Source organism: Pseudomonas sp. REP124 (assembly GCF_020164475.1).
Classification (GTDB): Bacteria; Pseudomonadota; Gammaproteobacteria; order Pseudomonadales; family Pseudomonadaceae; genus Aquipseudomonas.
The window spans coordinates 22,498-33,966 of record NZ_JAIQWX010000064.1 but is presented as its reverse complement, the minus strand read 5'-3'; the positions used below and the strand labels follow the sequence as shown (position 1 = coordinate 33,966).

Sequence of the window (11,469 nt, the reverse complement as noted above, 5' to 3'; positions counted from 1 at the left end):
GAATGGGTGACCTGTAGGAGCGAGGCTTGCCCGCGAAGGCGATCTACTTGATGGTGCAAAACCCGAATTGCGAATCCCTTTTCTGGTGCAAAAACCACCGAAAAACCAACTCAATTTATATCCATTGCACCATTTAATTTCATCAATGCGACATTCTGCGCTGTTCCAGTGCGTGAATCCTTTGTTAAAGTCCGGCTCAAATTTTCCAACGACAATAAATTTGCCGAGACTTTTCCATGATCGAATCCGTCGAATCCTTCCTCGCCCGCCTCAAGCAACGCGACCCTGACCAGCCTGAATTCCATCAGGCCGTTGAAGAAGTTCTGCGCAGTCTGTGGCCGTTTCTGGAGGCCAACCCGCACTACCTGACCTCGGGCATCCTGGAGCGCATCTGCGAGCCGGAGCGGGCGATCACCTTCCGCGTGTCCTGGGTCGACGATCACGGCAAAGTGCAGGTCAACCGCGGTTTCCGCGTGCAGATGAACAGCGCCATCGGTCCGTACAAGGGCGGTCTGCGCTTCCATCCTTCGGTGAACCTCGGCGTGCTGAAGTTCCTCGCCTTCGAACAGACCTTCAAGAACTCGCTGACCTCGCTGCCCATGGGCGGCGGCAAGGGCGGTTCGGACTTCGATCCGAAGGGCAAGAGCGACGCGGAAGTCATGCGTTTCTGCCAGGCCTTCATGAGCGAGCTGTACCGTCACATCGGTGCCGACGTGGACGTGCCGGCCGGTGATATCGGTGTCGGCGCACGCGAGATCGGTTTCCTGTTCGGCCAGTACAAGCGCCTGAGCAACCAGTTCACCAGCGTGCTGACCGGCAAGGGCCCGAGCTACGGCGGCAGCCTGATTCGTCCTGAGGCGACCGGTTTTGGTTGCGTGTACTTTGCCGAGGAAATGCTCAAGCGTCGCGGTGAAACCGTCGAAGGCAAGCGCGTGGCGATTTCCGGTTCCGGCAACGTCGCGCAATACGCGGCGCGCAAGGTGATGGATCTGGGTGGCAAGGTGATTTCGCTGTCCGACTCCGAAGGCACCCTGTATTGCGAAAGCGGTTTGACTGAAGAGCAGTGGCAGGCGGTGCTGGAGTTGAAGAACGTCCAGCGCGGGCGTATCCGCGAGCTGGCCGCTCGCTTCGGTCTGGAGTTCCTCGCCGGTCAGCATCCGTGGGGGCTGCGTTGCGACATCGCATTGCCATGCGCCACCCAGAACGAACTGGACGCCGAGGCCGCTCGCACTTTGCTGCGCAACGGCTGCGTCTGCGTGGCCGAAGGCGCGAACATGCCGACCACGCTCGACGCGGTGGACCTGTTCATCGAGGCGGGCACCCTGTTCGCTCCGGGCAAGGCGTCCAACGCCGGTGGCGTGGCCGTGAGCGGGCTGGAGATGTCGCAGAACGCCATGCGTCTGCTGTGGACCGGCGGTGAAGTGGACAGCAAGCTGCACGCGATCATGCAGTCGATCCACCACGCTTGCGTGCATTACGGCGAGGAAAACGGCAAGGTCAACTACGTCAAGGGCGCGAACATCGCCGGCTTCGTCAAGGTTGCCGAAGCGATGCTCGCTCAGGGCGTGGTCTAAGTCGGCTCGATGCGGATGACCTCGATCAACTGATCGCCGGCCGGGCGCTGCCAGAGCACCTCATCGTTGAGTTGTGCCCCGAGCAGCGCCCGTCCCAGAGGTGAGCCCCAGTTGATCAGACCCTGAGCAGCCGCGGCTTGGTCTTCACCGACCAGTTGCACGCGGCGTTCGGTGCCGTGCTCATCGGCATAGGTGACCCAACTGCCGATCTGGACTTTGCTGGTTGAAGTCGCAGGGGGCACGACCTGAGCGCTTTGCAGGCGCTGAAGGAAATAGCGCAGATCCCGCTCAAGATTGACCAGCATCTGCTTGTCGGCCTGATCGCCCAGCGCCGACTGCTGAGCATGCATTGCCTGCAACTCGGCCACCTTGTCCTGCAACTGGCCAAGGCCTGCGGGCGTGACGTAATTGGGCTGCGCGCTGACCTGTCGTTCGACCGGCTGATCGGCTTGCGCGGCGGCATTATCCTCATTGACGAAGGCGCGACTCATGGTTTCCTCCCGTTATAGGGTTTGGGCCATGGTTGCAGGCTTTTGGTTTCACTGATTGTCTATTAGCGACCTATGGCGAGTGATAGGCCCGCGCGGCGTCCTGGTCCTTTTGCTGTTGCCAGGCTTTGTCGCGCTCGTTGCCATGGCTGTTGTAATAGTCCTGACGGTCCTGGCTCTCGCGCATGGCCTGGCATTGTCGGAAACCATCGCTCCAGCCTTCGGCGTAGTTGTTGTCTTTCAGATAGCGCGGCACGTTCTTGCGAAACTCGCCGGTGATGGCCCCCGCGGCTTGGCGGCCACTGCTGCAGCCGTCATCGAAACCATCGGCGAACGCCGGCGGATAACCCCTGGCGATCAGATCTTCGTGGGTTGTCTGGCAACCCGCAATCAACAGCAACAAACCAATCACACCTGCACAACGCAACATCTCGGGCTCCCGGACCGTTAAACGGCCTACAGGGAAAGTCTAGGTCCGGGTTCGTCAGTGCGGCGTGAAAGAAAGATCAAAAGATCGCAGCCTTCACCGTAGGAGCGAGGCTTGCCCGCGAAGAGGCCAGCACATCCAACATTGATGTCGCCTGAGACACCGCCTTCGCGGGCAAGCCTCGCTCCTACGGTTTTCAATAGTGATACCACTTCACCTCAAGCATCACTTCATTCTCGGGCGAGGCCAGATGACTGAACTCGCGCTGGGCGCTCAGACGCAGTCCGAGGTTGCGCGACAACTCCCATTGCTGATTCAGGCTCACGCTGCGACGCACTTCGCCATTGGTGAAAAAATCACCTTTGGTTTCCAGGCTGAAGTTGCCCAACGGATTTTTCCACAGCACCCCTGTGTTGAAGCCCGCCGCAGGTGATACGAACTCGGCGAAATCGTTGTTGTGTTCCACACGCACGGTGCCCAGAGCGAAACCCAGCATATCGTCGGCCAATTGCCAGGTACCGCCGCCACCGCCATTGACGTGGCTGACCAGATTCTCGTCGTCATGCTTGCCCGGCACTCGCTCCAGGCCGCCGGTGACCTGCCACGACAGCGGTTGCAGCAGCTCGTTGCGCGGGGTCAGCGAACGAATGGTCGCCAGATCCAGTTGCTGCACCTGCCACTCATTGCCTTCGTACTGACGCAATTTCAGCTGGAGGATTTCGATCTGCGCGCCGAGGGGAAAACTCTCGGAATTGTCGTTGAGATCGTGATACGCCATGCGCAGGCCGTATTCGCCGAAAGCCCGGTCGCCCCGGGTGCCGATGCCGGCCTGCCAGGTGCGTGATTCGTGGCCGTCCTCGGGCAAGCCGGGCTGAGGGATTTCCAGTTCCGGCGCCGGGTTCTGGTTGATCGCCCGCAGCAGTTCGAAACTGCGTTGCGCCCGCGCCGGGTCACGTTCCTGGCCATTGGCGCGATAGCGTTCAAGCCGATAGGCCGCATCGATGATCAGCGCCTGGCGGTCCCGGGGTTGCGCCTTGAATTGCGCGGTTTGCAGCTGTTTCTGATCGGCGCTGACCTTCAACACCCACTGTTGTTCTTCATCGCTCAAAGGCTCGGCACGGGCCAGCAACTCCCGTTCGCGGGAAGGACGGTACTGAATCGACTCCACCAGCCCGGCTTCTTTCACCGCCTTGACGGTGTCGGTGGGAATGGCGGTCAGCGGGAATTGTTCGGTCAGACGCAGGCTCGGGCGCGCCACCTGCAGCAGTTCCAGCAGGCGATAGGAGCAGTTTTCGTCGAAGAAGAAGTAGTCGAACTGGATCTGCTTCAACTCCCAGACGTGCTCGACCATGCGCGCGGTTTCGGCCTGGGTCAGGTTCAATCGGTACTCCCACAAGTCGCGGTTTTCCAGACTGCGGTATTCCGAAAGTTTTTCCTGGTACGGCACCAGCGCGAACAGCCCCGGATACCCGCCCATCAAGCCCTTCCAGGCGTACAGGATGCTGTTGTCCGAGCCTTCGATATAGGCGCCGAAATTGATCGCGTAGCTGAGCAGCGAGGTCTTGTCGCTCTGCACATCGGCCTGGTCGATACGCAGCAGAGTGTGGCCGAACATCGACGACGGGCTGTTGAGGTAGGCCGCCGGGAAAATCATCACCGCGCTGTGAGGCGAAACGTCCTTGAACCACTCCTTGAATTCGGCGCAGTCCAGCGTCGGCAGATCTTTGAGATTGAGCTGGTCTTTCAGCCATCGGGTACGTGCCGGGTAGACGCATTGGGCGTGCTGCTCACCGGCACTGGCCGGGGCATACAGCGCCTTCACGGTGGCGGCGAGTTCGCGGTCCGGGTGTGAATTGCCATCAGGCGCCAGGAAGAACTTCTTGTCGCTGACATAGCTGCGCCAGCCGCCGAGCTTGGCAGTTTCGTAATGGCCCAGGGAAATCCAGAAGGGGTCGTTGGCCAATTGCTGCAAACGTTGATTATCGATGTGTGGCGCGGCGGATAGCGGGGCGCAGACACAGAGCGCCAGCCAGGCGAGGCGTTTGAGCATAGGTGGCAACTTAGTACGTGAGAAAAAGACCCAAGGAGGGGCAGGTCCAAAAAATAAAACCCGCTTCCCGAAAGAAGCGGGGCAGGGCCGAGCTTAAGCCTGCGTGGCGTACTTGGCCAGACGAGGGTCGCTCTTCAGAACGGCCATGGTGTTGGTATGCACGTCTTCGGCGGTCACATCCGCCTTGCTGAAGATCTGCTGGAAGTGCTCGTGAGTGACGGCGGCGAAGTGCGCGCGATCTTCCGGCGCAACGCCCAGGACCACGGCATAGGTCGTCAGCGCTTCGCCGTTGCCTTTTGCCATGTCTTCGGACAGCTCGTTCATCATGCCATTCATGGCAAACCAGGATTTGCCGCCATAGGTCAGCGACGCGTTGGTGGAGCAACCGTTGGTGCCCGAGGTCATGCCGAAGGTTGCGTTACCGGAAGTGCCGTTGGTGGTGGATGCCAAAAAGTGAGCCGGAGTGCCACGCTGACCTTCGAACAGCATGTTGCCCCAACCACAATCCGGGCCGCCTGGCGCTTGTGCCATGGCGTTGATGGATACAGCGGTGAAGAGAGTACCGAGAAGAATCCGTTTCATAGCTTTGTTCTCTTAATGTGCATACCAATTAGGGGTCTGGGCCGGCTAACGGCTCCAGTCGGGCCGGTTATAACTCCAGCCGCGCAGTTTGGAGTTTAGGCACGATCGCGGGGTTCCGTAATTTTTTGCAAAAAAACCTGGTTCAAAACTGTGATTTGGCGCACCTCGGTGCCGGGGTTTGCTCTTGTCTATGCTTTGGCCTGAGGCGCTCCTTGCCAGTTCGGCACAGGCAGCGCCAGAATGCCGCTATCTGCCCCGCCTGATGTAAGGAAGCCCGATGCCTGATCCTGTTGCTGCCAGCTTGCGTCTAGCGCCCGAAGCGCTGACCCGTCCGTTTTCCGCTGAACAGTTCAGCTTCTCTACCACCAACGATCTGGAGCCTTTTCGCGGTGTGCTCGGCCAGGAACGCGCGGTCGAAGCCTTGCAGTTCGGTGTGGCCATGCCACGCCCCGGTTACAACGTATTCGTCATGGGCGAACCCGGCACCGGCCGGTTTTCGTTCGTCAAACGCTACCTGAAAGCCGAAGGCAAGCGCCTGCAGACCCCGGCGGACTGGGTCTACGTCAATAACTTCGATGAGCCGCGCGAGCCGCGAGCGCTGGAGCTGCCATCGGGTACCGCCGGTGCGTTCATCGGTGACATCAACGGTTTGATCGACAACCTGCTGGCCACTTTCCCGGCGGTGTTCGAACACCCGTCCTACCAGCAGAAAAAAAGCGCCATCGACCGCGCATTCAACCAGCGCTACGACAAGGCGCTGGACGTGATCGAACGTCTGGCCCTGGAAAAAGACGTTGCGCTCTACCGAGACAGCAGCAACATCGCGTTCACTCCGATGCTTGAAGGCAAGGCCCTGGACGAGGCGGAATTCGCCCAGCTGCCGGAAGCCGAGCGCGAGCGTTTCCACGAGGATATTTCCGATCTGGAAGAGCGCCTGAACGAGGAGCTCGCCAGTCTGCCGCAATGGAAGCGCGAGTCGAGCAATCAGCTGCGCCACCTCAACGAAGAAACCATCACCCTGGCCTTGCAGCCGTTGCTCGCGCCGCTGTCGGAAAAGTACGCCGAGAACGCTGCGGTTTGCGGTTATCTGCAAGCGATGCAGGTTTACCTGCTCAAGACCGTGGTCGAGCAACTGGTGGACGACAGCAAGACTGACGCTGTCGCCCGCAAGATGCTGGAGGAGCAATACGCGCCGAGTCTGGTGGTCGGTCACTCCGTCAGCGGTGGTGCGCCGGTGGTGTTCGAACCGCACCCGACCTACGAAAACCTGTTCGGTCGCATCGAATACAGCACCGACCAGGGCGCGCTGTACACCACTTACCGCCAGCTGCGCCCGGGTGCGTTGCACCGGGCCAACGGCGGTTTCCTGATCCTTGAAGCGGAAAAAATGCTCGGCGAGCCGTTCGTGTGGGACGCGCTGAAACGCGCCCTGCAATCGCGCAAGCTGAAGATGGAATCGCCGCTGAGCGAAATGGGCCGTTTCGCCACCGTCACCCTGACGCCGCAGCACATTCCGCTGGCGGTCAAAGTCATCATCATCGGCGCCCGCTCGCTCTACTACACGCTGCAGGACCTGGATCCGGACTTCCAGGAAATGTTCCGCGTACTGGTGGATTTCGATGAAGACATCCCGATGGTCGACGAAAGCCTGGAGCAGTTCGCCCAGTTGCTGAAAACCCGAACCTCCGAGGAAGGCATGGCGCCGCTCACCGCCGATGCGGTGGCGCGTCTGGCGACCTACAGCGCGCGTCTGGCCGAGCATCAGGGGCGATTGTCGGCGCGTATCGGCGATCTGTTCCAGCTGGTTAGCGAAGCGGATTTCATTCGCCATCTGGCCGGGGACGAGATGACCGACGCCGGTCACATCGAGCGTGCGCTCAAGGCCAAGGCGACCCGCACCGGGCGCGTCTCGGCGCGGATTCTCGACGACATGCTGGCGGGGATCATCCTGATCGATACCGCAGGCGCGGCGGTCGGCAAGTGCAACGGTCTGACGGTGCTGGAGGTTGGTGACTCGGCCTTCGGCGTGCCGGCGCGGATTTCCGCAACGGTGTATCCGGGCGGCAGCGGTATCGTCGACATCGAACGTGAGGTCAACCTCGGCCAGCCGATTCACTCCAAGGGCGTGATGATTCTCACCGGGTATCTGGGCAGTCGTTATGCCCAGGAATTCCCGCTGGCGATCTCGGCGAGTATCGCCCTGGAACAGTCTTACGGTTACGTGGACGGCGACAGTGCTTCTCTCGGCGAGGCGTGCACGCTGATTTCGGCGCTGTCGAAAACGCCACTCAAGCAGTGCTTTGCCATCACCGGCTCGATCAACCAGTTCGGCGAAGTGCAGGCGGTGGGTGGGGTCAACGAGAAGATCGAAGGCTTCTTCCGTCTCTGCGAAGCCCGCGGTCTGACGGGCGAGCAGGGCGCGATCATTCCGCAGGCCAACGTCGCCACGCTGATGCTCGACGAGAAAGTGCTGGCAGCGGTGCGCGCGGGGCAGTTCCACGTCTATGCGGTGCGCCAGGCGGACGAGGCCCTGAGCCTGCTGGTCGGCGAGCCTGCGGGCGAGCCGGACGAGAACGGCGAGTTCCCGGAAGGCAGCGTCAACGCGCGGGTGGTGGAGCGTCTGCGGGTCATCGCCGAAATGATCAGTGAGGACGACCTGAAAGAAGCCGAGAAAGAAATGGCGGTCGAAGCGCTGGCCGAGGCCAAACCCGCCTGATCTGAATCAACACCCTCCAACTGTGGGAGCGGGCTTGCTCGCGAATGCGTAGTGTCAGTCAGCACAAATATCGACTGGCAGACCGCCTTCGCGAGCAAGCCCGCTCCCACATTTTTTAGCCAGTCAAAACCGAGAAAGTGCCATCACTCTGGCGTCAATATTCACACAATGACCGCTCGGCGCCTTCTGGTGTCGAAAAGCCTGCATCCCGAACTTTTCTTCTATTCTCTGCTCAAGGATAGAGACAGTAATCAGGAATGAAACAGCTTCCCATGGAGGCTGAATACCGGATTTACCGAGGGTCGCCGCCATGTCGCGCAACCTCTGCCTCACCCGTCAATGCCTGGGTCTCGTGACCCGTATCGAATGCGCCATCAAACCCTTGGCCGGCGATAACGGCATGTGGACCTTGCTCTTCGCCGCCGGGATGGCCGGTGAACAACCTTCAGCCATCAAAGCCCAGGGCCCGTTCCATGGTCCGTTCGTGGCTGAATCCATCCTCGATACCATTGTTGAAAGCCTGACCCTGCACGGATATGAGTTGGCCGACGACCCGCAGATCTGGTGTCTGCACCTGCAAGCCCAGCTACGGGAAATCAACGGGGGACGTGGCCGCAGCCTGGGCGGTCCATAGATGGTCTATAGCTACGGCCAGAGCATTGACGACGTTATTCGACCAGTTTGGTCATGTCCGCCTTGTCGAGTTTGACCTCGTAGCCGTATTGCACGGTGGCGAGGTCAGTTCGTTGGTAGGTTTCCAGGCGCGTGGGTTGCCCGTAGAAATAGTGCACGGCAAATAGCGACGGGCCTTCTGTACTGGCGTCATGGTTGACCGCAAGTATTTCCTTCAGGTAGTGACCGCTGTCGTCCTTGGCGTAAAAACGCCAGTCCGTTTCCGGAAATTCCTTCAGATCCACCACCAGCGCATTGCCCTTGAGCTCCAGACCCTTTGGCAGTTTGTTGGCGTCGACGGTTTGCTTGTCGACCGTGGCGAGAAACAGCGGGATGGAGCCCACGGCGTAGGCCGGGGTTTCCGGGAACAGGTTCAAGTCGTAAGTAATGGTGCCGCGCAGCGGGTCGACCTCATAAGCCTCCGCAGGCAATTCAATAGGCTCGTCGAGTTTGCCTTTGCTGTTCTCGGTGAAGAAACTCACCGGGCTTTCACCGGGGTTGAAGGACGTGCCGAGCAGTTCGTCATTGAAGGTTCTTAGGTGGCTGAACTCGATGCGTGCCGCGCTCGGATCATCCACCGACTGGCTGATGCTGACATTGCTCTTGAGTTGATCCTCAGTCAGCGTCGCGCCCTTGAGCCAGCTCGGCGCCTGGTCGTCATATACCAGCACTGGCAGATCCAGAGGTTGAATGGATTTCTGTGTGGTGTGGCGATCGAAGCGCCGCACCGGCAGGTTCAGGTCCTTGCGGGTGACGGTGACCGTGGAGAAATCCAGCAGGCTGACTTCGAGGGTGTCGATCGCCCCGTTGAAGTACACCTTGGAGTAATGGCGGGTCTGTTGCTTCTCGAAGGCGCGCTGTTCCTCATTGATCTGCTTTTCGAACGCTTCGCTCCAGCCCTTTTGCTGCTGCATTTTTGCCAGCTGGCTCTGATAGAACGTCACCTGCGCGGCGGTCTCGTTGATCGAGCCGGAGCGGGAAAGAAATTGCCCTGTGCCGTCACGCGCCTGGACGATCAGTGGGTTCAGGGGCGTATCGCCGACCTCAGGGGCCTGCGGCGCGGTGTTGCTGAACTCTATTTCCGCGTAGTTATTGCCGAGCTTCACCAGGGTGACGCTGAGGTTGTCGTTGGTACGGGTCTGGCCGACGTCCTTTTTGCTCAGGTCGAAGCTGTAGAGCCTGCGTGGCGCGATGACTTCCACCTTGCCTTGCAGGCTGACCGGTTGCGGCTGGTTCTTGATGTCGACGTCCAGACCCTCGATGAACGGGTAGGTCACGGTCAGGTCATCGGGGTTGGTCAGGTTCGAGCTGGACGGGCTCAACTGGATGCCGGGATCGGTTTCCGACCATTCCGGCTGAAAGGCGATCACCCTTTTGTTGCTCAGGGTCACCGACTGCCATTCCAGGCCGTGGGGGAAAAGGAAGGTGGCTGGAATGCTGAAGTTGAAGGGAAACACCGGCTGCAGATCGGTCAGGTAATCGGAGCTGGAGTCCTTGTGCAGCACGAACAGGCCGTTGATGTAGGTGTCGACCAGGGCCTGGGGCGTGGGGTAGTGCTTGAGCACGGCGAGGGCGTCTTCACCATATTCGGTCACTACAGGCTTGGTGTCGAGCTTGAGCTGCGCCCGTTCCAGCAGCAACAGCGAGCCACCGAGTTCGGCCACGGCGTCCTTGAGCTTGGGGTCGGTGATGGCATCGAGGGATTTTTCGAACTGCGCAGTCTTTTCCTCAAGGCTGACCTCGTGTTTCTCCTCGTCGGGCGAGCAGCCGCTCAGCGCTAGCGCCAGAAGGATCGCGACACTGGTCAAAGGTAAACGCACATCCATTTCCAGTCTTCCTGTCCGATGGCACTGAACTGTCAATGGTTTGGACACTAGCAGAAAAATTTCGACATACACACGCAGGTGGCGGATTTCCCAACGGTTTCTGGGTGTAACGGGCGGCTGTTATACTCGCGGCCATTTTCAGACCTTGTGTGAGATTCAATGGAACGCTTTATCGAAAACGCAATGTATGCCTCCCGCTGGCTGCTGGCGCCGATCTACTTCGGCCTGTCTCTCGGACTGCTGGCCCTGGCACTGAAATTCTTCCAGGAAGTCTTTCACGTCATCCCCAATGTCTTTTCGATGGCCGAATCGGACCTGATCCTGGTGCTGCTGTCGTTGATCGACATGGCGCTGGTAGGTGGCTTGCTGGTGATGGTGATGATTTCCGGTTACGAAAACTTCGTTTCCCAACTGGACATCGACGACTCCAAGGAAAAGCTCAACTGGCTCGGCACCATGGACTCGTCTTCCCTGAAGATGAAAGTGGCGGCGTCGATCGTGGCGATTTCCTCGATCCACCTGCTGCGAATCTTCATGGACGCCAAGAACGTCGATCCCGAGCACCTGATGTGGTACGTGATCATCCACATGACGTTCGTCGTGTCGGCATTCGCCATGGGTTACCTGGACAAAGTGACCAAGCACTGATCGCATAGCCCGTCTGTTTCCCATCAATGACGGGAAACAGACGGGCGGTCATGCGGGTGGGTTGTACTTTGATGCGCCGAGGCATATGCCTGTAAGTGTGATGACTCGCCATTGCACGAGGTGCGTTCATGAACCTGCAAGAGCTGAATGCCTATGCCGTCGCCGGGAAGCTCGATGAGCTCAACCTGATTTCCCTGGAAGGCGGTATCTACCTGATGGAGGCGCGGATGCACGGCGCCGCCTACCCGCTGAACGATGCCCACGGTCACATGATGCATCTGCGTTCGGTGGAGCATGCCCGTGATGTGCTGCGCTCCTTCCCAAAGCTGAACTTCAATCTGGTGCACCACCTGGTTCATGACGAGATGTGCGGGATGGGTGGTATCGATGAAATCCTGAAGGTGCCGATCGAGCAGCGCTCCACGTCGCAGCGCTGACGGCCTCTGATCAACACCATGGCATCTGTGCTAGTCTGCTGACCCTTTT

General features: G+C 59.6%; 11 protein-coding genes. 5 read left to right on the top strand and 6 right to left on the bottom strand.

The features are described from left to right. Positions 1 to 236: 236 nt before the first annotated feature. Positions 237 to 1,574, top strand: coding sequence for an NADP-specific glutamate dehydrogenase (gene gdhA, locus K9857_RS16830; RefSeq protein WP_224537604.1), 1,338 nt, complete (start codon positions 237 to 239; stop codon positions 1,572 to 1,574). Here gdhA and K9857_RS16825 read toward each other — a convergent pair. The 4 genes from K9857_RS16825 to K9857_RS16810 form a co-directional block, all read right to left on the bottom strand. Continuing rightward, a complete protein-coding gene (locus K9857_RS16825) occupies positions 1,571 to 2,065 on the bottom strand; it encodes a GreA/GreB family elongation factor (RefSeq protein ID WP_224537602.1) in 495 nt (164 codons plus the stop codon). The two genes, gdhA and K9857_RS16825, sit on opposite strands and share 4 nt — an antisense overlap. Positions 2,066 to 2,135: 70 nt before the next feature. Next, positions 2,136 to 2,492: a hypothetical protein gene (locus tag K9857_RS16820; protein WP_224537601.1), complete on the bottom strand. Its 357-nt coding sequence runs from the start codon at positions 2,490 to 2,492 to the stop codon at positions 2,136 to 2,138. A gap of 193 nt (positions 2,493 to 2,685) precedes the next feature. After that, positions 2,686 to 4,539, bottom strand: a complete 1,854-nt coding sequence (locus tag K9857_RS16815; RefSeq protein WP_224537599.1) for a DUF4105 domain-containing protein — start codon at positions 4,537 to 4,539, stop codon at positions 2,686 to 2,688. Between the two features lie 93 nt (positions 4,540 to 4,632). After that, entirely contained in the window at positions 4,633 to 5,121 is a 489-nt protein-coding gene (locus K9857_RS16810) for a DUF3015 domain-containing protein (protein ID WP_224537597.1), read from the bottom strand. Between the two features lie 277 nt (positions 5,122 to 5,398). Between K9857_RS16810 and K9857_RS16805 the strand changes: the two genes are divergently transcribed. Continuing rightward, entirely contained in the window at positions 5,399 to 7,837 is a 2,439-nt protein-coding gene (locus tag K9857_RS16805) for a Lon protease family protein (protein ID WP_224537595.1), read from the top strand. Between the two features lie 123 nt (positions 7,838 to 7,960). Here the strand turns inward: K9857_RS16805 and K9857_RS16800 are convergent, their stop codons facing one another. Next, positions 7,961 to 8,149: a hypothetical protein gene (locus K9857_RS16800; protein WP_224537593.1), complete on the bottom strand. Its 189-nt coding sequence runs from the start codon at positions 8,147 to 8,149 to the stop codon at positions 7,961 to 7,963. Here K9857_RS16800 and K9857_RS16795 point away from each other — a divergent pair. After that, positions 8,148 to 8,471, top strand: coding sequence for a hypothetical protein (locus K9857_RS16795; protein WP_224537592.1), 324 nt, complete (start codon positions 8,148 to 8,150; stop codon positions 8,469 to 8,471). The genes K9857_RS16800 and K9857_RS16795 overlap by 2 nt on opposite strands. Positions 8,472 to 8,505: 34 nt before the next feature. Here the strand turns inward: K9857_RS16795 and K9857_RS16790 are convergent, their stop codons facing one another. Next, on the bottom strand, positions 8,506 to 10,335 hold the full coding sequence (locus K9857_RS16790) for a hypothetical protein (protein WP_224537590.1): 1,830 nt from the start codon (positions 10,333 to 10,335) through the stop codon (positions 8,506 to 8,508). A 159-nt stretch (positions 10,336 to 10,494) separates the two neighbouring features. Here K9857_RS16790 and K9857_RS16785 point away from each other — a divergent pair, with 159 nt between their 5' ends. Further along, the gene (locus K9857_RS16785) at positions 10,495 to 10,983 is read left to right on the top strand and encodes a TIGR00645 family protein (RefSeq protein WP_224537589.1); all 489 of its coding nucleotides are present in this window, start codon (positions 10,495 to 10,497) and stop codon (positions 10,981 to 10,983) included. Positions 10,984 to 11,111: 128 nt separating this feature from the next. Continuing rightward, positions 11,112 to 11,420, top strand: coding sequence for a DUF6482 family protein (locus K9857_RS16780; RefSeq protein WP_224537587.1), 309 nt, complete (start codon positions 11,112 to 11,114; stop codon positions 11,418 to 11,420). Positions 11,421 to 11,469 lie beyond the last annotated feature (49 nt).